This is a genomic window from Viridibacillus sp. KH_047 (genome assembly GCF_057838945.1).
In genome coordinates this window covers 4,174,677-4,196,889 of record NZ_CM174479.1, presented here as the reverse complement: position 1 = coordinate 4,196,889, position 22,213 = coordinate 4,174,677, and the positions used below count along the sequence as shown (strand labels likewise).

Annotated in this window: 21 protein-coding genes and 1 riboswitch; of the genes, 16 read left to right on the top strand and 5 right to left on the bottom strand. The window is 34.1% G+C overall.

Translation table 11 applies throughout. From position 1 onward, the window contains the following. Positions 1–323: 323 nt before the first annotated feature. Positions 324–638 (bottom strand): DUF2628 domain-containing protein, encoded by a 315-nt coding sequence (locus AC3IS5_RS20580; protein WP_489426022.1) that lies wholly within the window; start codon positions 636–638, stop codon positions 324–326. 419 nt (positions 639–1,057) lie between these two features. Between AC3IS5_RS20580 and AC3IS5_RS20575 the strand changes: the two genes are divergently transcribed. The 7 genes from AC3IS5_RS20575 (at position 1,058) to AC3IS5_RS20545 (ending at position 8,298) form a co-directional block, all read left to right on the top strand. Continuing rightward, positions 1,058–2,047, top strand: coding sequence for an ABC transporter substrate-binding protein (locus tag AC3IS5_RS20575; protein ID WP_489426021.1), 990 nt, complete (start codon positions 1,058–1,060; stop codon positions 2,045–2,047). Between the two features lie 27 nt (positions 2,048–2,074). Beyond that, positions 2,075–3,061 (top strand): FecCD family ABC transporter permease, encoded by a 987-nt coding sequence (locus AC3IS5_RS20570; RefSeq protein ID WP_489426020.1) that lies wholly within the window; start codon positions 2,075–2,077, stop codon positions 3,059–3,061. 1 nt (position 3,062) lies between these two features. Then, positions 3,063–3,854, top strand: coding sequence for an ABC transporter ATP-binding protein (locus AC3IS5_RS20565; RefSeq protein ID WP_489426019.1), 792 nt, complete (start codon positions 3,063–3,065; stop codon positions 3,852–3,854). A 14-nt stretch (positions 3,855–3,868) separates the two neighbouring features. Further along, positions 3,869–4,369, top strand: a complete 501-nt coding sequence (locus tag AC3IS5_RS20560; protein ID WP_489426018.1) for a HugZ family pyridoxamine 5'-phosphate oxidase — start codon at positions 3,869–3,871, stop codon at positions 4,367–4,369. A 406-nt stretch (positions 4,370–4,775) separates the two neighbouring features. Continuing rightward, positions 4,776–6,524, top strand: coding sequence for an ABC transporter ATP-binding protein (locus AC3IS5_RS20555; RefSeq protein ID WP_489426017.1), 1,749 nt, complete (start codon positions 4,776–4,778; stop codon positions 6,522–6,524). Positions 6,525–6,544: 20 nt separating this feature from the next. Next, positions 6,545–7,222 carry a response regulator transcription factor gene (locus tag AC3IS5_RS20550; RefSeq protein ID WP_053418579.1) on the top strand — a complete coding sequence of 226 codons (678 nt, stop codon included), beginning with the start codon at positions 6,545–6,547 and terminating at the stop codon, positions 7,220–7,222. Continuing rightward, the gene (locus tag AC3IS5_RS20545; protein WP_489426016.1) at positions 7,219–8,298 is read left to right on the top strand and encodes a sensor histidine kinase; all 1,080 of its coding nucleotides are present in this window, start codon (positions 7,219–7,221) and stop codon (positions 8,296–8,298) included. Before AC3IS5_RS20550 ends, AC3IS5_RS20545 begins: the two co-directional genes overlap by 4 nt. A 471-nt stretch (positions 8,299–8,769) precedes the next feature. Here the strand turns inward: AC3IS5_RS20545 and AC3IS5_RS20540 are convergent, their stop codons facing one another. After that, a complete protein-coding gene (locus AC3IS5_RS20540; RefSeq protein ID WP_489426015.1) occupies positions 8,770–10,404 on the bottom strand; it encodes an MDR family MFS transporter in 1,635 nt (544 codons plus the stop codon). Next, positions 10,401–10,850 (bottom strand): MarR family winged helix-turn-helix transcriptional regulator, encoded by a 450-nt coding sequence (locus AC3IS5_RS20535; RefSeq protein WP_489426014.1) that lies wholly within the window; start codon positions 10,848–10,850, stop codon positions 10,401–10,403. Before AC3IS5_RS20535 ends, AC3IS5_RS20540 begins: the two co-directional genes overlap by 4 nt. Before the next feature lie 349 nt (positions 10,851–11,199). Between AC3IS5_RS20535 and AC3IS5_RS20530 the strand changes: the two genes are divergently transcribed. From AC3IS5_RS20530 to AC3IS5_RS20510, 5 genes are all read left to right on the top strand, one after another. Continuing rightward, on the top strand, positions 11,200–12,081 hold the full coding sequence (locus tag AC3IS5_RS20530) for a phosphotransferase (RefSeq protein WP_489426013.1): 882 nt from the start codon (positions 11,200–11,202) through the stop codon (positions 12,079–12,081). Positions 12,082–12,296: 215 nt separating this feature from the next. Then, positions 12,297–13,067 (top strand): isocitrate lyase/PEP mutase family protein, encoded by a 771-nt coding sequence (locus tag AC3IS5_RS20525; protein ID WP_489426012.1) that lies wholly within the window; start codon positions 12,297–12,299, stop codon positions 13,065–13,067. 54 nt (positions 13,068–13,121) lie between these two features. Continuing rightward, on the top strand, positions 13,122–13,649 hold the full coding sequence (locus tag AC3IS5_RS20520; RefSeq protein WP_489427948.1) for a bifunctional transcriptional activator/DNA repair enzyme AdaA: 528 nt from the start codon (positions 13,122–13,124) through the stop codon (positions 13,647–13,649). A gap of 12 nt (positions 13,650–13,661) precedes the next feature. Next, entirely contained in the window at positions 13,662–14,570 is a 909-nt protein-coding gene (locus AC3IS5_RS20515; RefSeq protein ID WP_489426011.1) for a DNA-3-methyladenine glycosylase family protein, read from the top strand. Next, positions 14,563–15,066, top strand: a complete 504-nt coding sequence (locus tag AC3IS5_RS20510) for a methylated-DNA--[protein]-cysteine S-methyltransferase (RefSeq protein WP_489426010.1) — start codon at positions 14,563–14,565, stop codon at positions 15,064–15,066. The genes AC3IS5_RS20515 and AC3IS5_RS20510 overlap by 8 nt, the downstream gene beginning before the upstream one ends. Positions 15,067–15,167: 101 nt before the next feature. Here the strand turns inward: AC3IS5_RS20510 and AC3IS5_RS20505 are convergent, their stop codons facing one another. Further along, the gene (locus AC3IS5_RS20505) at positions 15,168–16,358 is read right to left on the bottom strand and encodes a coenzyme F420-0:L-glutamate ligase (protein WP_489426009.1); all 1,191 of its coding nucleotides are present in this window, start codon (positions 16,356–16,358) and stop codon (positions 15,168–15,170) included. Between the two features lie 126 nt (positions 16,359–16,484). On the opposite strand from AC3IS5_RS20505, the gene AC3IS5_RS20500 reads away from it, so the two are divergent. Beyond that, the gene (locus AC3IS5_RS20500; RefSeq protein ID WP_489426008.1) at positions 16,485–17,375 is read left to right on the top strand and encodes a LysR family transcriptional regulator; all 891 of its coding nucleotides are present in this window, start codon (positions 16,485–16,487) and stop codon (positions 17,373–17,375) included. A 57-nt stretch (positions 17,376–17,432) separates the two neighbouring features. On the opposite strand, the gene guaC is transcribed toward AC3IS5_RS20500, so the two are convergent. Next, a complete protein-coding gene (guaC, locus tag AC3IS5_RS20495) occupies positions 17,433–18,416 on the bottom strand; it encodes a GMP reductase (RefSeq protein WP_053418465.1) in 984 nt (327 codons plus the stop codon). Positions 18,417–18,939: 523 nt separating this feature from the next. On the opposite strand from guaC, the gene AC3IS5_RS20490 reads away from it, so the two are divergent. From AC3IS5_RS20490 to AC3IS5_RS20480, 3 genes are all read left to right on the top strand, one after another. Then, entirely contained in the window at positions 18,940–19,131 is a 192-nt protein-coding gene (locus AC3IS5_RS20490; protein ID WP_038178903.1) for a hypothetical protein, read from the top strand. Positions 19,132–19,466: 335 nt separating this feature from the next. Continuing rightward, positions 19,467–20,915: a hypothetical protein gene (locus tag AC3IS5_RS20485; protein WP_489426007.1), complete on the top strand. Its 1,449-nt coding sequence runs from the start codon at positions 19,467–19,469 to the stop codon at positions 20,913–20,915. A gap of 114 nt (positions 20,916–21,029) precedes the next feature. Beyond that, positions 21,030–21,211: riboswitch (Lysine riboswitch) on the top strand. 134 nt (positions 21,212–21,345) lie between these two features. Beyond that, complete coding sequence (locus AC3IS5_RS20480; RefSeq protein ID WP_489426006.1) at positions 21,346–22,200, top strand: transporter substrate-binding domain-containing protein; 855 nt, start codon at positions 21,346–21,348, stop codon at positions 22,198–22,200. The last annotated feature ends 13 nt before the right edge of the window (positions 22,201–22,213 follow it).

The following is a 22,213-nucleotide window of genomic DNA, read 5'->3' as shown; positions in this document are numbered from 1 at the left end:
AGCCTATACTCTTAGTAAATCCTCACCTACAAAAATGTATATTGTGGATACTGATGAGACTGTAATGAGTATATACGCTACAAGTTTTCTTGATTTGTATAATTTCACTAATTAATTATCAATAAGTTAGAACTCCGTTGAAATCTTAGGGGGAAATAAAAGATAAAACATAAAACATAAAATATAAAATATAAGGAAGAAGCTATTGATAATATATACTTGAAATTTTTAAAAAATAAAAACAACCTTACTTCTATCGAGTAAGGTTGTTTGCTTTTTAGTTCGTTTCAAAAACAAATACTATAGTTTTGGAATCTTATTGATTAAACTGTTGGTGATAAGATTTGGCTTTGTACCAATTTAGCTTTAGCGTCTTCATTCGCAGGTTGGTAACCTTTTTCAACTAGTTCTTTAATGTATATTTTATTATACATAAAGGCAAATACAATTCCACTAACCCAAGCGCCGATTCCTAGTGTGAATGAACCAAGAACAGCTGCTACGATGAACATTATTACGGCCCATTTCAAATCTCCTCGGAATAGCGCAGGGAAAAATCCAAAGAAAAAGGTAGTCCAACTAAATCCGATTTTAACCTCTTTTGTTAATCCAGATGCATTCTTTAGTGTTACTTTCATATGATATCACCTATCCTGATTATTATTAGAGTTGAGTTGAATAAAAAATATAAAATCAGAAAATTATTAATAATGACATAGATATATTCAATTATTACTCCTGTTATTATTGTACTATAATTTATGTTCAGATATTTTTTTTTTGTATTATGGTGATTTTATAAAAATATAGTTTAAGATTTATTTTTGATAGAAAATTTAACATAGATTTTCTTGAAACCGCACTCTAAGTATAGAGTGCGGTTTTTAATTAATTTCCTTGGATTCTAAATAGTTTAATAGTGTCTTTCTTTTTTTTATTTAGAATATTCTTTCAATATTATTTGGAAAAGTAGTTGTAAACATTTACATTGTCTGATATATTTCTAGATGATAATGATAATTATTTTCAATTAAAATCGAACGGGGGATTTTTTATAATGAAAAAAGGTTTATATGGTGCGGCATTCTTATCGGCATTACTTGTTTTGGGCGGATGCGGAGAGGATAAGGCAGAACCAGAAACAACTAAAGAAAAAGTTGTAACTAATCAAGAGAATGATGCTACGAAATCTCAAAGCGATGAAAAGGTTTCTAGTGAACATACAGAAGCTGTGGAAAAATTATTAAAACATTTTCCAGCAGAACAACCTACATCAATTGTTACAACGTCAGTTTCTATTTTAGAAATGATGAATATTTTAGATGTAAAACCAGTTGGAATTCCAACTTCAACATTTAAGTTACCTGAGGGATTCGACAAAATTGAGCAAATTGGTTCTACTATCGAGCCAGATGTAGAGAAAATTGTAAGCCTTAAACCTGACATCTTAATTGGACCAGAATCGATTAAAGATAGTTTAGAAAAGAAGATAAAAAATAGTAAAGTAGCAACTGCATATATTCCAACAGATTCTTATGAGGATCTAAAAATTTCATTTGAAGTAATGGGGATAGTTTTACATAAGGAAGATGCAGCAAAAACATATCTTTCACAATTAGAAGAGAAAGAAACAGCAGTATTAGAAGAGGTGAAGGGTAAAGACTCATCTAAAGTAATGGTGTTATTTGGTTCTGGGGAGTCATTCATGTTAATGAGTGAAAAAACATATGTTGGTAGTTTAGTGAAGAAGTTAGGCGCTACGAATATAGTTAATGAAGCGTTAAAATCAACGGAAGCATATGTACCGATGAATATGGAAGATGTAGTTGCTTCAAATCCAGACGCAATCCTTCTTGTTTCACACGGTGATCCAACAGCAGCATTAGAACAGTTTAAAGCAGAAGTGAAGAAGAATGGCGCTTGGGAGAAGTTACAAGCTTTTAAAGAAGATCGTGTTCAAGCCCTTGACTATGAAGTATTCGGTTATGCTTCAATTGAAAAAGCAACAACAGGATTAGAGCAATTAAACGAAATTTTATATAAGTAATATGACTTAGGATGAGGGTTGGACGTAATGAAAGTGAAACCGAAGAGAAAATTTAGCATAGGTATAACAGCTGTTCTACTAATCATTTTTATGATTTTGTCGATCGGTATTGGAAGTGTGCAACTGTCACCTATGGAAACGATAAGAACAATATTCGGTTCTGGTGAATCATTGTCAGAAACAATCGTCTGGGATTTACGAATACCTAGAGTCCTTATTGCTGCTATAGTGGGCATAAATTTAGCTGTATCTGGTGCATTGCTACAAGCCGTAATGAGAAATCCTCTTGCAGATCCAGGTTTAACAGGGGTATCAAGTGGTGCTGCAGTTACAGTATTATTTATCTTATTGTTATTCCCTGAATTCGGTAAATGGATTCCTCTTGCAGCAGTAGTAGGCGGATTGATAGCCGTTACACTCGTTTATGCATTAGCATGGAAGAAGAATGGTATTTCGCCTGTTCGAATTATTTTATCAGGAGTAGCGGTGAATGCAGTATTCGGAGGAATAACGGGGCTATTATCGATTCTTTATAGTGACCGTCTTCCTTCTGCTTTACAATGGATGAATGGTAGTTTATCAGCAAAAGGAATGGGAGATGTAAGTATTCTTTTCCCATATTCCATTGTTGGGTGGATAGCCGTATTATTTTGTATTCGTTCAGCTAACATTTTGAGCTTAGGCGAAAATGTGGCCGTAAACTTAGGGGAAAATACAAACAGAATCCGAATTATCTTGTCCTTAGTGGCCGTATATTTAGCAGCTATTTCAGTATCAATTGTAGGGTTATTAGGTTTTGTAGGACTTATTGTGCCACATATGTCGAGGCTAATAGTCGGTTCAAATTATCGTCTTCTAATGCCTATGAGTATGGTATTAGGGGCTGTTGTACTGCTAGTGGCAGATACAATTGGACGGTCCCTATTTTCACCTTTAGATATTCCAGCAGGTATCGTCATGGCAATGGTAGGCGGACCTTACTTTTTATATTTAATGAGAGCGGGTGACATTTAAGATGCTAAAAGCTCAATCATTAGATATTAGCTATGATCAGAAAAAAATATTAGATAATTTTGAGATAAACGTAGAAAAAGGCGAAATCGTTTCGATTATAGGTCCGAATGGTTCAGGGAAATCTACAGCTTTAAAAGCGATGTCTAGATTGATTCCAGTGCAAAAGGAAAAAGTTTTTTTAGATGGTAGAGACCTGCAGTCATTAGGTACAAAATCAATTTCACAAATGATGAGTGTGTTATTTCAATCAAATGAACCACCTGCAGATCTTACAGTTGAAGACCTAGTGAAATATGGACGTATACCTCATAAGAAATGGTATGAACGTACGAGTGATGAGGATTTAAGTATAGTTGAATGGGCCATTGAAAAAACAGGATTAACACCTTTGAAAGATCGATTAGTAGCCTCGCTTTCAGGTGGAGAAGCGCAGAGGGCTTGGATTGCCATGTCCTTAGCGCAGAGACCGAAAATTTTGATGCTTGATGAACCTACAACTTACTTAGATATAGCTCATCAACTTCAATTGTTAGAACTAGTTCATACTGTTAATCGTGAATTAGGCATGACGGTTGTAATGGTACTACATGATTTAAATCAGGCGAGTATTTATAGCGATAAAATATGCGTTATTTCCAAGGGAATAGTCGTAAAATACGGAACGCCAGAAGAAGTAATGACTCAAGAAATGATTCGTAACGTTTACGGAGTGGAATGTGAAATTGATTCACATTTTCAGCATGGAAAACCACGTATAAACTTATTAGGAATCTCTAAAGTAAGTGCTCAATAATAGGAGGAAGACAAATGGTAAAACAAATTGATATAATTAAAAAGAAGGAACAATATTTACAGTTTATCGATAAATGTAAGACAGTTGTCATTAGTAGCTTAGATAACGAAGGTAACCCATTTACTAGTTATGCGCCGTATGTTCAGCATGATGGGAAGATTTATATTTACATAAGCATCATTACGGACCATTATAAATTTATTGAAGATAATAATTTAATAAGTATTATGATGATTACAGATGAACAAGATTCTCCAAACTTATTTGCGCGTGAGCGAGCTCGGTTCCAATGTGTTGCAGAAAATGTAGGAAATGATGGTCATGAAGAAATTTTTGCTAAGTTTGAAAAGAATCACGGTGCACCAATGATGGGAGTTTTACGAGGATTAGATCTATCTTTATTTGAACTTACACCAAAAGAAGGTCGCTATGTAGTTGGCTTTGGTCAAGCTTTTGATATTAATTTATCAGGGGAAAAATTTGAGCATGTTGTGGTAGATAAAAAGGATAAATAAGCTTTATCTTAATGAAGTGATTTTCCACTACGGTAAATGATAAAATAAACCTCGATTTAAAGGCAGATATTAATATAGCAGGAAAATTGAATCCGATTAATATGAGGAGAAGAAATATCACCCGCCGGTGATGATATTCCTTCTCTTTTTCGTATTTAAATCTACTTATAAAGATAGAGGGTACTTTAATTTCGCAGCTCTTAAATCTCTCTTGCAATTCCTCAATTATATTAATCTTCGCTTACACACTAAGATATTCTATATATAGTAAAATTAATAAGAAGATCAACTTCACAAATACTCTCTGTCTACGTTCACTTCATAGTGAGTTCACAAAGAAATGTTAAAGTAATTATTATAAGTTTACTAAATGTTGTATGGGAATATATAAGGAGGAAAATGAACGATGAAAGAAGATATAAAAGAAAATAAATTAAAGGGTTGGCGACAGTTTGTGCAGTTAATAAAACAAACTGAACCGCCTAAACTTTTGTTAATTATTGCACTTTGTATGAGTTTTGCGACGACAGGGGTAGGCTTTGTCGTACCGTTATTTACAAAAAAATTAGTGGATGGTTTTTCGCTAGATTCACTTAACTATTGGCAAATAATTTTATTAGTAATTGCTTTTATTGCCCAAGCAATAGCGAGCGGGCTCTCGATTTATTTGTTAAACCGAGTTGGTCATCATGTAGTAGCAAAATTGAGAGACCGATTGTGGAAAAAACTCCTGCACCTACCAATCCCTTATTATGATAAGAATGATACTGGAGAGACACTGAGCCGTGTTACAAATGATACTGCTGTTGTGAAGGAGCTCATTACAGAACATCTTGCTAACTGTTTATCTGGGATTATTGCGATTATCGGTTCTGTTACGATTTTGCTATTCTTAGATTGGAAAATGACTTTAGTAATGCTTGTTGCTGTTCCAGTTGCAATGGTGATATTAATGTTGTTAGGTAAGAAAATGTATGTAATTTCAAAAGGAATGCAAGATGAAACGGCAAAATTTACTGCATTGTTAAATCAAGTATTGCCAGAGTCTCGTTTAGTAAAAGCTTCGAATGCAGAGAACATAGAATATGATCGTGGAAAAAGAGGTATTACAAATCTTTTTAATTTTGGTTTAAAAGAAGCTAAAATACACGCACTTATTTCACCATTGATTTCTTTCATCCTTATGATTGTGTTAGTTGCAGTTATTGGGTACGGAGGCGTACGTGTTTCGACCGGTGCATTAACAGCTGGCGATATGGTTGCTTTTATTTTATATTTAATTCAAATTATTATACCGATGACTCAATTAACGATGTTCTTTACGCAATTACAAAAAGCAATGGGAGCAACTGAACGAATTAGTGCAGTACTTGAACACGATGAGGAAGATATCTATGAAGGCAAAGAGTTAGATCTAGTGACCGAGCCTATTCATGTGAATCATGTGGACTTTGCATATGGAAAAGAAGAGATTTTATCTGATATTAATTTTACAATTGAACCTGGTAAAGTAACGGCTATTGTTGGTCCGAGTGGAGGGGGAAAGACTACTACATTTTCTCTCTTAGAAAGGTATTATCAACCTACAAAAGGAAGAATAACATTAGGAGATACACCTATTGATACATTTTCCTTACATTCTTGGAGACGTAAAATTGGGTATGTTGCTCAGGAAAGTGCACTTATATCTGGAACAATACGTGATAATATTTGTTATGGAATAGAAAAAGAGGTTACAGATAAAGAACTTGAAAAAGTCGTAAAAATGGCGTATGCCGATCAATTTATTCAAGAACTTCCGGATAAGTTCGACACTGAAGTGGGAGAACGAGGAATCAAGCTTTCGGGCGGACAGCGCCAGCGAATTGCCATTGCTAGAGCACTATTACGTGACCCTCAAATTTTAATGCTTGATGAAGCAACTTCTAGTCTCGATAGTAATTCAGAAATTTATGTTCAAAAAGCATTAGACAATTTGATGAATGGCCGAACAACACTTGTTATTGCTCACCGTCTTTCTACCGTTGTCGATGCCGACAATATTATATTTATTGAGAAGGGGCATATTACGGGAAGCGGGACGCATAATGCGTTATTTCAATCGCATGAGATGTACAAAGAATTTGCGAAACAACAATTACGTATTCAAGAGTAAATATGAAAGGATTTGTTGTCATGACAAGATTGTTAGTTGTGGATGATGATGAACATATTAGAGAATTAGTAAGTGTGTTTTTACAAAATGAAGGGCTAAGTATACTTGAAGCGGTGGACGGTGTTGATGCACTGTCCAAGCTAGAATCTGAAAAAGTTGATATGGTCATTATGGATATAATGATGCCGAATATGGATGGATGGGAATTATGTCGAGAAATACGAAAGCTAAATAACGATTTGCCTATTCTTATGTTGACTGCAAAAGGAGAAACGGCTCAAAAAGTAAAAGGATTTAATCTAGGTACAGATGATTATCTTGTAAAACCATTTGAGCCAGCAGAGTTAATCGTTCGTGTTAAATCGATTCTAAAGCGTTACCGTATTTCTGCATCCCAAACTGTAGAAGTCGGTAATGTAAAGATGAATCGAGAAACCTATGAACTAATGTATAGAGGAGAAAATATTACGCTTCGATTAAAAGAATTTGAATTATTATTTACATTAGCTAGTTACCCTGGGAAGACATTCTCACGTGAACAGTTAATAGAGGAAATATGGGGATATGACTATGAAGGTGATGATCGTACGGTAGATGTTCATATTAAAAGACTTCGAGAGCGATTCCCTGAAGACAAAAGTGAATTCACAATACGGACGATCCGGGGGCTTGGTTATCGATTGGAATTAGGGGCATGAAGAAATGGATAATTTCGTTAAAAGTATTGAGTATGTTTATACTTTTTCTTTTAACTAATTCGCTCTTTGCATTTATTTCTTATCACGTGACCTCACTGATATATGATTGGCTTGGCAAGTATCCCCAAGGTTTTTGGCAACAATTTTATACTGTAATAGGTGTATTTATCCTTTTTGCATGTACTGCTGCTATTCTCTTTTTATTTGGATTTAGAAGGCAGCGTAGTTATTGGGATACGGTGGTTGATGCTATAGGACGAATTGCGAAAGGGGATTTTAGCGTCAAATTAGACTTAAAATCAGATGATGACGAAGATCATTTTGGACAACTCATTAGCGGAATAAATCATATGGCAATTGAATTAGGAGAAATGGAAAAGATGCGTCAAGAGTTTATATCCAACGTTTCTCATGAAATTCAATCTCCATTAACATCGATTAATGGATTTGCAAAAGCTTTGAAAAACATTAATTTGACTGATGAAAAAAGGCAGCATTATTTAGAAATTATTGAGATGGAAAGCCATCGATTATCGAAAATCAGTGATAATTTACTGAAATTAACTTCATTAGAATCACAACATCATCCATTTGAACCAAAACAATTTCGATTAGATAAACAATTGCGTAATGTGGTTTTATCCTGTGAACCGAGATGGATATCTAAAAATATTGAAATGGAAATCGATTTGGAAAATGTTACAATCTGTGCCGATGAAGATTTGATGAATCAAGTGTGGATGAATTTAATTAGTAATAGTATAAAATTCACTCCAAATGGAGGAACGATTTATATTCGTTTATTCAAACAAAATGATGCGGTCACTATTTCTATTACTGATACTGGGATAGGAATGACAGAAGAAGACCAAAAACATATATTTGAACGTTTCTTTAAAGCCGATAAATCGAGAGCAGTATCAAACGGGGGCAGCGGCTTAGGACTTTCTATCGTACAAAAAATTATAGACATGCATAATGGTGGCATCTCGGTGCAAAGCCAACTGGGTGAACAAACTACATTTTTTGTGACGTTACCTTTAGAGCAAGATGAACCCGTTCATAAAAAGCCATAAGGCAGATATTAAACAATCATTGATTAATACTAAAGAAAGACTTCTAGAGTTTGCTAGAGGTCTTTTCTATTTTCTAAAATAGACTAGGAGAATATTTGATTAAGTAATAGATAACGTAAAACCAGCTAAAACATCCATGTATAACAGCCCACCCTATGGAATGATACGCAGTATATGAAATAATCATAGATAAGCATGTGCCATAGCTAATACCTTTCTTTATAACATGAGTTTGAAAAGAGTATTTGTTGTTATCATTTGACTTCAATACTCACTTATCCCCCTTTCAAGGCCTTAATTGAAGTATGTATGTCAAAGCGTTTTATAACAATAATTTATGTAGGAGGAATCGAATGTATACTTCGCAAAGGAGTGCACTAAATGGCCAATGGCGTCCACCAACTGTAACACGTATCCAAAAATAAAAGGGGGTTGATTACCCCCCTTTTATTTCATAATAAATTTACGTAGTTATTTCTCTGAAGAAGTAACTTTAGATTTGTTACTTTTCTCTTTTGGTGCCATGTTTTTACCTGAACGCAAAGGGATTTCTTTTAAAAATAAGGCAATAATAACAGCCACAGCAGCCATAATAGCCCCTACTAAAAAGGTAGTTGTGATGGCATAACTCAGAGCTTCTTGGACTGTACCAAGTATTTTCGTAAATATTGCTTGTGATTCTGGAGGTAAGCTTTTTAAAGTTGCCTCTATTTTAGGTTGATCTAATAGGTTCTGTGGGTTATTAAAAAGAGCAAGTTCTTCTGCTAATGCAGAATCTGTTGTTACAGGTATTGTACTTTTACCTTTTATTCCTGATAGCTCAGTCATCTTATTTGCAATGCTGGTACTCATGATGCTTCCCATTACAGCAATACCAATAGTTCCTCCAAGATTACGGAATAGTTGAGATGTTGCTGTGGCTACACCGATTTGTTGAGGGGCGACTGCATTTTGTACTGTTATAGTAAATACAGGCATTGCTAATCCGAGTCCAAAACCTAGTATAAGTAAATATGCAATTAGGACATATATAGGTGTATCAGGTGTCATGAAATACATCAACATGATGCCAATTGTCATCACGATTAACCCTAGAATCCCTCTTTTTTTATACTTCCCAGTTTTAGTCATGAGACTACCTGAAAGAGCCGAAGCCAGTAACATAGCGATGGACATAGGCATTGCTACATAACCTGCAAGGGTAGGTGAGATTCCCTTTACGCCCTGTACAAAGAATGGTACATAGATGATTGCTCCCATCATCCCTGCATTTAAAAAGAAAGTAACTAAGTTGGAAACAGTAAAGATACTGTTTTTAAATAAACCAAGTGGTAATACCGGGCTTTTCACTCTTGTTTGAATCCAGATGAAGAATACTAAAGCAACAAGGGTAATCGTAAATAGCCCAATGATTTGCCATGATCCCCATGCATATTTGTTAGGGCCGTCGCCTGCCAATGATACGGCAAGAAGTAATGGAACAATGGTTGATGTAAGGAAGAACGACCCCCAATAATCCACCGATTCTCCAGTTCTTTTCGTACCTTTAGGGAAATTGATGAGTATTAAAATAAAAGCAATAACACCGAGGGGTAAGAAAATCCAAAATACCCAATGCCAATCAAGATGATCAACAATATAACCGCCTAGTAAAGGCCCTGCTACACTGGATATTCCAAAAACTGCACTCATTACACCAGACCATTTAGCACGCTCTCGCGGTTCATATAAATCTCCAACGGCAGTGAAAACGGTAGACATAATAATACCAGCTCCAGCACCTTGAATAGCACGGAAGGAAATTAGTTGAAAAATATTTGTTGCAAATCCAGATAAAATTGCACCAATCATAAATACGCCAATTCCTAACAGAAGAAATGGTCTTCTACCGTAAATATCAGAAAGTTTACCAACTAAAATTGATGAAACTGTTGAAGTAAGCAGATAAATGGTAATGGCCCATGAATAATAGTCCATACCTCCAAGTTTAGCAATAATACGTGGCATCGCAATGCCGATGATTGTTTGATTTATAGCAGCAAAAAACAATGAGGTAAGAATAGCTATCATAATGGTAATCTTCTTTTTATTGGTTAGGTGTGTCATTCACTTTTCGCCTCTTTCTTTGTAGCAATATTCATTAACACATGCTGATATATACGTATTAAATGGTTGATATCATCGTCGGGTAAACCAGAGAAAAATTGTTGTACGACACTTTTAATTTCTACTTTAAATTGTTGTAATATTTCACGCCCCTGTTCAGTAATTTCTAAAAGTACGACTCTACGATCATTACTATCTCTTTTTCTTTGTGCGTAACCATTGGTAATCAATTTATCCGATAGGCTGGTAACTGCACCTGGTGTTATACGCAAATGTTTTGCCAATGTAGATGCATTTTGTGGTCCTTTTTCTTCTAGACTTCGTAATATTGCCGCTTGTGACCCAGAAACAAGCCGATCTAAACGTTTATTCCATTCAACTGATACTTGTCGCTGAAATTTCACGTAAAGTTCTTCAAATTCGGTTAGATTATTTAAATTAGACATGATTGCATCTCCCTAATTTTTCATCAGAAAAGAATGATAATAATGATTTACCATTTAAATTGTTTACCCCCTATAATACCTTACAAGCTTACACTTTATTACCTATTTTTGTCAATGCAGCCCCCTAATTTTTTCAATATTTTAAATCGCACAAATTGCACATCTATATAAGTCTTTTATATGGTAATAAAGTTCTTTTTTAGGTAATATTTTATGTGTTTATAAAATATTTATAAAATAGGGTTTTTATTTATCTTATAATTTTTTAGAAAAAAATTATAAAGGAGAACTTAAAGCGGTTATGGAAAAATATATTGTAAAGTATGCATTCTGAAAGTAGGAAGATTTTATGGATTTACAATTTTTATTTAAAGAGCCAATTAAAGAGACGCTGGAATTAAGCCCTGGTTATGAAGACCATGCTAGTGATGTATGGTTGGTAAAAACAAATAATCAAGAAGTAGTTGTGCGTTCATCTAAAATGAAGGAAGATCCTAATAATGAATTTTGGTGGGGATGCAAAAAGTTATTTGGAATTGACCCAAGGCAAGTTTATGAATTAGAACACGTAAATAATACATTGAGTAAACTTACTTCAATACCAATACCAAGAGTAATAGATAAAGGGAGGATTCTAACAAAAGAATTTGTTGTTGTAGAAAAACTAAAAGGACAAATAGTGAGGTCATTTATTGATCAGCCATCTTCAGTTTTGCAAAGTTTTGGAGAAGGTTTGGCTAAAATTCATCGGCATAAAGAAAATTTTGTTGGTAATCCATCAAGAAGCTTTCAAGTAAGTTTGAAAGAATTTAATCAACATTTAATGGATACTATAATTGAATTAGTTTCTAGATTTCACTTTAAAGATGAAAAAATAAAAAATATGCTCCCTGAAATAATTAATATAATCAATGGATTACCTGTACCTGAATATTCTACGTTTGTGCTAGTTGATATGGATCCAACACAGTTTTTATCAGACGGTAGAGAAATCACTGGTCTTGTCGATACTGAAGCATATGTTATAGCTCCTAGAGAATTAGATTTTATCGCATTAGAATATGTGCTAGATGTAAAATCAGTCCAAGATTTTAAAAAGGGTTATGAAAGGATAATGGAAATTCCCAACTTAACAAAATGTAGAATGCCGTATCGATATCTATACAGATTATTAGAGGTTCAAGGTAGTGTGGATATAGAAGGTTGGATGGGACATAAGACGTTATTTTAATTATCAGCTTAAGATAATTAGGTAGTCCGTGAAAAGATACCTATTACATATTTAAAGAGATTATTTGAATATTATTTGTTCTATAACGTAAAAGGAGAAGTTTTCAATGATTTCTCCTTTTTTTTGGTTTCTAGACCATAAGAGCAAGAATGAGGACGAATTGACTGTGTATGCCTTGTTAAAATGAGATTCAATACACGTTAGGAGGAAATAAAATGACAACAATTCAGGAATTCAATGAACTTCATTCGTCGACGGAACCGTTGTTTCTGGGGAATGCTTGGGATCTTCTATCGGCCTTAATTCTTGAGAAAGCTGGATTCAAAGCAATTGGCACGACCAGTTGGGGGATTGCCAACTCACTTGGATTTGCGGACGGTGAACTAATTGATTTTGAGAAGCATTTAGAAATCATTAAGACAATTACAGATAATGTTAAAATACCTGTTTCAGCGGACATTGAAGCAGGATATAGTGAAGATATTGATACAATTGTTAATCATGTATTAAGAACAGCAGATATTGGTGTCGCAGGAATCAATATTGAGGATTCAATAAAAAAACAACAAGGGTTAAGAGAGATAAAGGATCACTGTAATCTTTTAACGAAAATTAGAACAGCTCTAAATCAAAATGGTTTTAAAGATTTTTATATCAATGCTAGAACGGATACTTATTTACAAATGGAAAATCCACTTTTGGAAACGATTAATCGAACACAGGCCTACGCAGAAAGTGGGGCTAGCGGAATATTTGTCCCAGGTTTAACTAAAGAGGATGAAATTAAAGAGATCGCTTTTCATATAAGCGCCCCACTTAATATTCTATCTTTACCTGATTTAACCGATTGTAATAAGCTGAAGGATATAGGTGTGAAACGGTTTAGCTTTGGAAATGCTTTATCGGATAAAGTAATTGCCTTTTTGGAAAAAAATGCGACACAAATGCTCGAGTTAAAGGATACTTCACTTTTATATGAAGATTAAACTAAAAGAACGGAGAAATTAAAGGTGAAAAATATTAATCTCTCTTTTGAAGAAATGTGGGAAAAGATTATTGCATGTGATCGAACATACGATGGGCTATTTTTTACAGCAGTAAAAACAACAAAAATCTATTGCCGTCCTTCATGTAAATCAAGGAAGCCCAAGAAAATAAATGTAGAATTTTACTATGACATAATTGAAGTTGAACAATCTGGGTTCCGTGCTTGTAAGAGATGTCAGCCTGAAGTTGAGCATTCCCCACATATCGGACTTGTAAGAAATGTAATTAGCTATTTGATCAATCACTATAAACAAAATGTAACATTACAGGATATTGCTGATTATGTTGGCATAAGCCCATATCATCTTGGTCGCCTATTTAAACAGGAAACTTTGGAAACTCCGCGTACTTGTTTAGAAAAAATTCGAATCGATAAGGCTATGCATCTTCTTAAAAATACTAATCATACGAATCTCGAGATTTGCTATGAAGTGGGATTCCAAAGCCCTTCTAATTTTTACAAGTCATTTCGCCGTTTGACAAATTATTCCCCTAGTGAATATCGTACCCTTGAAGGATAAGGAGTTGTGGAAATGAATTGGATTGATCACCAATCATATATAGAAATTTATCCGCCTGAAGAATTCAATTTCGAAGAGTGTTTATTGTTCTTAAGTAGATCTAAACAAGAAGTATTGCATCAAATAAGAGATGGATATTTATATAAACTATTAAAAATAAAACAAGAGTTAATATTGTGTAGAATTGGATGCAATCGAAATATTATTCTAGTTGATTTTCCAATCACTCCACCCTCCAAAGGAATTCGTGAAGAAGTGGCATCGTATATATGGGAATGGTTTGATTTGGATGCAGATCTTCGTTTATTTTATGATGCAGCAAAGCAGGACAAGGTATTACAGAGTTTTGTCCAGAAATATTACGGCTTAAGGATAATGTGTATTCCAGATTTATTTGAAGCACTATCTTGGGCAATTATTGGACAGCAAATAAATTTAACATTTGCTTTCATATTAAAGAAGCGCTTTGTTGAAACTTTTGGTGAAAGTCTTACCTTTAAAGGAGATACTTTTTGGCTATTCCCGACATTTGAAAGGATCGCAACTATAAGTGTGGATGAGTTAAGGGAACTGCAATTTTCAGTTGGGAAGGCTGAATATGTTATTGGCGTCGCTAAGATCATGGTAAATGGTGAATTAACAAAGGAATTGTTAATTGGGCATCAGGATTATCAACAAATTCAAAAGTCGTTAACGAAGATTAGAGGAATAGGAGCTTGGTCGGCTGACTATGTGATGATGAAATGCTTACATCAGCCATCTGCCTTTCCAATAACGGATGTCGGTCTCCATAACGCATTAAAAATCCATTTAGACCTTGGACGTAAGCCGACAATAGAGGAAATCAAAGAGTTATCAGCAAATTGGGGAGGACTGCAAGCATACGCAACCTTTTATCTATGGAGGTCTTTATATGAGTAAGTTATATAAATTAGATTATGAATCTCCAATTGGAGTGATAGAAATAACGGGTACAGATGAAGCAATTAGCTCTATTATGTTTTCTGAACAGGACAGAGCCGTAAATAATAAACAAGATAAAATGCCAATTGTTTTAGAAAATTGCTACGATCAACTTGATGAATACTTTAAAGGTGACCGTCGTGAATTTACTTTTCCTATTAAATATGAAGGCACAGACTTTCAAAAAATTGTGTGGAACGCCTTAACAAGTATTCCATATGGAAAAACGGTGTCGTATAAAGATATTGCCGTTTCAATTGAAAATGAAAAAGCAATTAGAGCAGTAGGAAATGCTAATGGAAAAAATAAATTAAGTATTGTTATACCTTGTCACCGAATTATTGGATCAAACGGAAAATTAACAGGTTATGCAGGGGGCTTGTGGAGAAAGGAATGGCTACTTCAGCATGAAAAAACTAGTAGTAAAGGAATTACTACAGGTTATGGAATATAGATCGATAAAATAAAAAGGGAGAATAGACAATTGCCTATTCTCCCTTCTTTGATAAGAGTACTGATTAAGGTTCTTACAGTCCCACTCATCATATTTATATCTTATTTAGTATAGTTATCAAAGTAACCTTGGATAAAGATCATTGGAGTACCTTTGTCACCACTGCCTGATGTTAAATCAGATAAAGAACCGATTAGGTCAGTTAGTTGGCGAGGTGTAGTACCTTGTGCTTCCATAGCGCCTACAAGGTCAGTACCTTTATTATCAATGTATTCAGAGATAGCTTTTTGAAGTTCTTCTCCTCTTAAATCAGCAAAGTTATTATCAGCAAGATATTTTAATTTGATTTCATTCGGTGTGCCATTAAGACCAGCTGTGTAAGCAGGTGATACAACTGGATCAGCAAGCTCCCAAATTTTCCCTACTGGATCTTTGAATGCGCCATCACCATAAATCATAACTTCAACATTTTTGCCTGTTTTTTCTTTCAGCATTTCTTGAATTTTATCTACAACAGGTTGGCAATTACGTGGGAAAAGCTTCACGCTGTTTTCTGTTGATTTATTTGATCCTAGTAGACCGTAACTTTCATTGAAGCCACTACCATCAATTGACTCAGCTAGGATGTTATCTAGGCTGTAGATTTTTTCTCCACCGTTAGCTTCTAAAATTCTCTTTGTTCTAAATCTTGTATGGATATCACAAGTTAATACGCTCTTAGTATATTCTAAGATTGTTTTTGGATTGTTCGAGAAGATTACTTCACATTCAACACCGTATTCTTCGACTAATGATTTGTAGTAATCGATATAGTCAACTCCAGTGAAAGTGTGTTTGTTATGTCCAAATAATTCGCGGAATTGTTTTTCAGTTAAAACGTCTGTCCATGGGTTAACACCTTTTTCATCAAGTGTATCAAGGTCAACTAAGTGGTTACCTACTTCATCTGATGGGTAGCTAAGCATTAAAACAACTTTTTTAACGCCTTTTGCAATACCACGAAGACAGATGGCAAAGCGGTTACGGCTTAAAATAGGGAAAATAACGCCTACAGTGTCATCTCCGAATTTTGCACTAACATCTTTTGCGATGTGATCGATTGTAGCGTAGTTACCTTGAGCGCGGGCAACGATTGATTCTGTTACTGTTACGATATCTTTATCTTGAATATTAAAGCCTTCAACTTCTGATGCTTTTAATACACTTTCTACAACGATATCTTCAATGCTATCGCCTTGATTGATGATTGGGCCACGAAGACCTCTTACAACTGTTCCAACTACTCTTTCCAAAATAATCGCTCCTCATTGCTATATTGTTTACTATCATTTTTTTAAAACTCACAACTTGTAATATACCTCAAAATAGTGGTATAAGTAAAATTAATATATCAAATGATAGGTATAAGGTGATATTATATGGTAAGTAAATTAGATTTATATAAAGTGTTTTGTAAAGTGGGGAAAAGCTCAAGCTTTTCAAAAGCCGCAAATGATCTGTATATGACACAACCAGCTGTTAGTCAGGCTATTAAACAATTAGAAAAAGAACTAGATATCCGCCTTTTTAATAGAACGCCTAAAGGGGTCTCTTTAACGTATGAAGGTAGCTTGTTATTCGAATATGCAAATTCAGCTATAAACTTACTTCATGTTGGAGAAGAGAAGCTTTTAGAATTTAAAGATTTAACTACTGGTGAATTGAAAATAGGTGTGGGTGATACAATTTCGAGGTATTTTTTACTTCCTTATTTAGAAGCTTTTCATAATCAGTACCCAAATATTAAATTTAAAATAATGAATGGTACGACAATGGAGCTTTGTGCAGTATTAAAGTCGGGAGAGGTTGATATTGCCTTCTGTAATTTCCCTATTGATGATCCAACATTAGAGCTTAAACCTTGTATTGATGTTCAAGATATATTCGTTTGTGGAGAACAATACATGAAGACCATAACGGAGCCACTTAGCTTTGCTTCAATAGTAGATCTGCCACTAATATTACTTGAGCGACAATCTGTCTCGAGGAAATATGTAGATGATTATCTGATGACAAAGGGTGTTAAGATTTCCCCGGAATTTGAACTAGGTTCACATGATTTATTATTAGAGTTTGCAAAAATAAATTTGGGAATAGCGTGTGTAACAAAAGAATTTTCCAAAGAGTATTTAAATAAAGGAATATTATATGAAGTGCCTTTAATGGAAGATATCCCAAAAAGGAGTATAGGCGTATGCTTTTTAAAAAGTGTGCCTCTATCGCCAGCTTCAACAAAATTTGTTGAAATTGTAGAAAGTAATCAAATATAGATAAATGAAAAAAAACCGCCAAAATATTTTTGGCGGTTTTTAATGTGTTTCAAGTTCTTAGTACGTTTTATCACCATTAAAGATAGAGTTTTTAACGACAACATAATCTACTGTACGGATAGCGTCAAGTTTTTTGCCGCCAGCATAAGAGATAGATGATTGAAGGTCTTGTTGCATTTCAGTAAGGGTATCTTTTAGAGACCCCTTATGTTCAACATACAGTTTTTTACCTTCTACGTTTTTCTTCTCACCTTTTTGGAATTCAGAAGCTGAACCAAAGTATTCTTTAAGAAGTTTACCGTCTTTTTCGATAGTCTTACCTGGAGATTCTTCGTGTCCAGCAAATAATGAACCGATCATGACCATTGAAGCACCGAAGCGTACAGATTTAGCGATATCACCATTAGTACGGATACCTCCGTCTGCAATAATCGGTTTAGTAGCAGCTTTTGCACACCAGCGTAGAGCCGCTAATTGCCAGCCGCCTGTACCAAAACCAGTTTTAATTTTTGTAATACATACTTTACCTGGTCCAATACCCACTTTAGTAGCATCAGCGCCGGCATTTTCTAATTCTCTTACGGCTTCTGGTGTACCAACATTACCAGCAATTACAAAGCTAGTAGGTAAGTGTTTTTTAATATGTTGAATCATATTGATTACAGCATTTGAATGACCGTGTGCAATATCGATTGTGATGAATTCAGGAATTATCTTATCTGCTGCTAATTCTTCGATGAATGCATACTCTTCTTCTTTTACACCTACGCTAATTGAAGCGATTAATCCACGGGCTTGCATATCTTTAGTGAAATCTGCACGTTTTTGTGGTTCAAAACGATGCATTATATAGAAATATCCATCTTCAGCTAATTGAATGGCTACTTTTTCGTCAATAATTGTTTGCATATTTGCAGGTACTACCGGTAATTTAAATGTATGTTCACCTAAAGTAACTGATGTGTCACATTCAGATCTACTATTTACTATACATTTTGCTGGAACCAATTGAATATCTTCGTAATCAAATACATTTTCCATAAAACACACTCCTAAAACCGAATAATAATTATTTAAGTAAATAAAACGTTCGCCTTTTAGTAATTTACATCATTTTTGGTCTTATGTCAAAAAATAATAAGCGTTTTCATTTTTTTCTGTAGAAATTCAAGAAATACTCATAAAAAAATTTTGTAGGGAAGTTAAAAAACAGTGTTTGATGTTAGGGATTCTTAAGGGAGAGAATCCTTTAATTTCAAACGATGATTTTTATTAAGAGTAGCATTAGGAAATCTTGATGAAATATACATTGAAGTTTTAGAGAGTAGTTTGTAAATCGCTGTTTATATTCATATTTATTAAAAGCTTTTTAGTAGTATAATCTGTGTTCCAACACTGATAGTTACTTTGAAATAATTTCACCAAATTCAACTTATAATTATTTCTTTTCTTCGGATGTCATATTTATCGCTTTTAATTTAAGCAAATTATGGACATTAAAAAGCATTACGATTAGTGGTATACTGAATAAATAGATTAACCATCTGAAAGGAGATGAAAATCTTTGAAATACATTAAATCACAAATGCAACAATTAATTAATGAAAACAAAGAATTGCATACAAAATTTAAAGAATTGAAAAAGTCTTTGGATCTTGAAAAAAACTATGCCTTGAAAGCTTTATATCATGCAGAAGTTGCTGATGGCGGTAAATATCAACAAGACTATCAAGCGTTAGATGACCCAAAATACTAAGAACATTTTTTGATATATATTTGAGTATCAATAACGTAATAAAAGACTAAAAAGATAAATTTAATATAATTTTTGTAGGAATATCTACTTATTGGAGAGTTCTCTTATACAGAATATATTTAAGGGTTAATTTAGTTTTAATTGGATAATGACAGGAAAAAAGGCTTGCGAAATACGGGTCTTTTTTCTTTTTTTTGTTTTTTTTTCTGTTAAATTAGAAATATGACGTTATTTGTAGTTTATTTTTTTATATTATGTTCTATTTGATAGTAATTCACTGTTTAAGAAGTTAATATTATAGTAACAATAATACATTTCTTGAAAGGGAGCATCGTATGATAGAGATAGAAATGAAATTAAAGAAATATTTAATTGGACAACCTTCCATTGTGATCAATGAAGATGAAACAATGGAAGATAGTATTGAAGTACTGGATGCACGAAATGATGTCAATTACGGTTATATTGAAGTAACGGACGATAAAGAGCTGACAAACATCAATATTGATTTTGATAAATTAGTAGAAAATTGCGATGTAGAGTTAGAAAGTCTAGAAGAACTTGGGATGGATGAAATTTTACATATTACAGAGTCCTTTGTGAAGGATTTCGGCCGTGAAGTAGTACAATTTAGTAATTTCTCTGAGATTGGCGAAGGTGAATATTTAGTAGTTTATGAAGCTATAGATAAAAAACTAAAACTCCCTTTACCTAATTCTGGTGCAGTTATAGAGATCAATTCATACGGTACTATTACAGCGGCTACTATATTCCAAGAGTATTATCAACTTACATATCCAAAAGTAGAAGTAACAGAAAATGAAGCAAGAGAAATTTTATGTAAAGAAACATTAGTGGAATTAGGAATCGAAGAAAATGAAGAGCAAGGGGAATTTGAATTAGTTTATCAACCAATTCGAGATTATATAGGTGTTACTGTTGATGGGGAAGTTCAAAAAGCAAGTCAGTTGTTCAGTGAATCACAGCTTGAACAATTTGCTATTACACCTGTTCAAGTGACAAAGTCATTGCCAAAGTTATTAGGTGTAACTGATCAATATTTATTACGTGAAGAAGAGGGTAATTTATATTGGTATGATGCGGAAGAGTTAGATGAAAAAGGTGAAGATGCGGAAGTTGTAATCGAAGTGCTACATTTTGATGATGCGGGTGCTAACTATGAATCTAATGTGGAATGGGATACAGAAGCAAAGACTGAGTTACCTTTTGAGCAATTGAAAGACAATGCAATGCAATTTTTAGAGATTATTGCTGGTGATATACACCATAAATATATGCTAGAAGAACAATCTGTTTCGAATGATGATACAGAAGAATTTGATGATGATACAGATGAGGATTTCTTCAATGTGGATGAATATGATGCAGACGAGCATGCAGACGAACATGAAGATGAGCCAACGACTATGTTTACTTTTATCCCATTTTTCCGTGAATACAAATTAGACAAATACTCCGTCCTAATTGAGGTAGGTATGCATACAGGAATAATTCGTTCATGTCTGTATAGCGCAATAAATATGGAGGCTATTCGAGGTATTAATACTACACCAATGATTACATTGGAAGAAGGGGATGCTATATATAAACAGAGTTTGCAGATGAAACTTTCACGTTTTGAAGAGATAGATGAAGATGATGAAATGAAAATTTATAGCTTAAATTACTCTATTAACACCCCTTCTGAAAATGGTGTAATTGATAAGATTAATGCTGCAACAGGTGAAGTTACGTACACTGAATCAGATATTGTTAGAGGCTGAAAATTAGTTGTAAGGATAAGTATTCTGAATATTCAACTAAATTTTCGTTGACAGTGAAAGTTTGGTACTGTAGACTGTGAACAATGATAATTGAATACAACCTCACTTTCCAATAGTTGAGGTAGAGGCGCGATATCTATTAGTCTATAGTGGAGCTTGAGAAACTATGAAGCTATGGAGAAGGAGATGTCGCCGAAGTTTGTAAAATACTCGTTATTACTTGCTGGGTCTGTAGTTAATAGCTGCAGGACTGTCTCAATAAACCTCCCAGTTTATTGAGTTGTGCTATCTCTTTTAGGGTAAAGTAGGGTGTTTGGGCTAATATACAAAGCGACCTAAGTTCATCTTAGGCCGCATTTTTTATACGTATATTAGCCTTTTTTAGTATTTTTAAGGAGAATATGGATATTGACTAAGGGGGAAACATATTATGAAAAAAACATGGTTATTTCTTTCAAGCATGATGCTATTATCAATTTTACTATTAGCAGGTTGTGGGGGAAAGGAAACGGATTCAGGATCAGGTGAATCTACTAAAGGGGAAACAAAAAAGGAAATATTCAAAGTGGGGATGGAAGCGGGATACCCTCCGTTTAACTGGACACAAAAAGACGATTCAAAAGGCGGTGTGAAAATTGACGGTAACTCTGAATATGCTGGCGGTTATGATGTTGAAATTGCCAAACGTGTGGCAGATGCATTAGGTAAAGAATTAGTGATTGTAAAAACAGAGTGGGATGGTCTAGTACCATCATTAACTTCTGGCAAAATTGATGCAATTATGGCAGGTATGTCGCCAACTGCAAAACGTAAAAAGACAATTGATTTCTCGGATAACTACTACAAATCTGAATTTGTAATGGTCGTTAAAAAAGGCAGCAAATATGAAAAAGCTACATCTATTCAAGATTTTAGTGGTGCGAAAATTACTGCTCAGTTGAATACAACGCAATATGCAGTATTAGACCAAATTAAAGGTGTTAAAAAACAAACGGCAATGGATAATTTCCCTTCAATGCGTGTAGCTTTAGAATCAGGTGTTATTGACGGTTATTTATCTGAACGTCCAGAAGGTATCAGTTCTTCTACTGCAAATGACAAATTTGTAATGGTTGAATTTACAGATAGTTTTAAGGCATCGGAAGAAGATACAGCAGTTGCTGTTGGTATTCAAAAAGGGAGCAAATTAAAAGATAAAATAAATGAAATTTTAAAAGGTATCTCCGAAGAAGAACGTACGGAAATCATGAATTCAGCGATTAAAAATCAACCAGCTGCAAAATAATGTATGTCGGATA

What these genes read in the sequence shown, in the direction of transcription:
- AC3IS5_RS20575 (WP_489426021.1), top strand. Translation starts at nt 1,058, where the DNA reads ATGAAAAAAGGTTTATATGGTGCGGCATTCTTATCGGCATTACTTGTT.
- AC3IS5_RS20480 (WP_489426006.1), top strand. Translation starts at nt 21,346, where the DNA reads ATGAAAAAAACATGGTTATTTCTTTCAAGCATGATGCTATTATCAATT.
- AC3IS5_RS20530 (WP_489426013.1), top strand. Translation starts at nt 11,200, where the DNA reads ATGGATTTACAATTTTTATTTAAAGAGCCAATTAAAGAGACGCTGGAA.
- AC3IS5_RS20500 (WP_489426008.1), top strand. Translation starts at nt 16,485, where the DNA reads ATGGTAAGTAAATTAGATTTATATAAAGTGTTTTGTAAAGTGGGGAAA.
- AC3IS5_RS20535 (WP_489426014.1), bottom strand. Translation starts at nt 10,850, where the DNA reads ATGTCTAATTTAAATAATCTAACCGAATTTGAAGAACTTTACGTGAAA.
- AC3IS5_RS20555 (WP_489426017.1), top strand. Translation starts at nt 4,776, where the DNA reads ATGAAAGAAGATATAAAAGAAAATAAATTAAAGGGTTGGCGACAGTTT.
- AC3IS5_RS20510 (WP_489426010.1), top strand. Translation starts at nt 14,563, where the DNA reads ATGAGTAAGTTATATAAATTAGATTATGAATCTCCAATTGGAGTGATA.
- AC3IS5_RS20545 (WP_489426016.1), top strand. Translation starts at nt 7,219, where the DNA reads ATGAAGAAATGGATAATTTCGTTAAAAGTATTGAGTATGTTTATACTT.
- AC3IS5_RS20560 (WP_489426018.1), top strand. Translation starts at nt 3,869, where the DNA reads ATGGTAAAACAAATTGATATAATTAAAAAGAAGGAACAATATTTACAG.
- AC3IS5_RS20485 (WP_489426007.1), top strand. Translation starts at nt 19,467, where the DNA reads ATGATAGAGATAGAAATGAAATTAAAGAAATATTTAATTGGACAACCT.
- guaC (WP_053418465.1), bottom strand. Translation starts at nt 18,416, where the DNA reads ATGGAAAATGTATTTGATTACGAAGATATTCAATTGGTTCCAGCAAAA.
- AC3IS5_RS20550 (WP_053418579.1), top strand. Translation starts at nt 6,545, where the DNA reads ATGACAAGATTGTTAGTTGTGGATGATGATGAACATATTAGAGAATTA.
- AC3IS5_RS20515 (WP_489426011.1), top strand. Translation starts at nt 13,662, where the DNA reads ATGAATTGGATTGATCACCAATCATATATAGAAATTTATCCGCCTGAA.
- AC3IS5_RS20540 (WP_489426015.1), bottom strand. Translation starts at nt 10,404, where the DNA reads ATGACACACCTAACCAATAAAAAGAAGATTACCATTATGATAGCTATT.
- AC3IS5_RS20525 (WP_489426012.1), top strand. Translation starts at nt 12,297, where the DNA reads ATGACAACAATTCAGGAATTCAATGAACTTCATTCGTCGACGGAACCG.
- AC3IS5_RS20520 (WP_489427948.1), top strand. Translation starts at nt 13,122, where the DNA reads ATGTGGGAAAAGATTATTGCATGTGATCGAACATACGATGGGCTATTT.
- AC3IS5_RS20570 (WP_489426020.1), top strand. Translation starts at nt 2,075, where the DNA reads ATGAAAGTGAAACCGAAGAGAAAATTTAGCATAGGTATAACAGCTGTT.
- AC3IS5_RS20580 (WP_489426022.1), bottom strand. Translation starts at nt 638, where the DNA reads ATGAAAGTAACACTAAAGAATGCATCTGGATTAACAAAAGAGGTTAAA.
- AC3IS5_RS20565 (WP_489426019.1), top strand. Translation starts at nt 3,063, where the DNA reads ATGCTAAAAGCTCAATCATTAGATATTAGCTATGATCAGAAAAAAATA.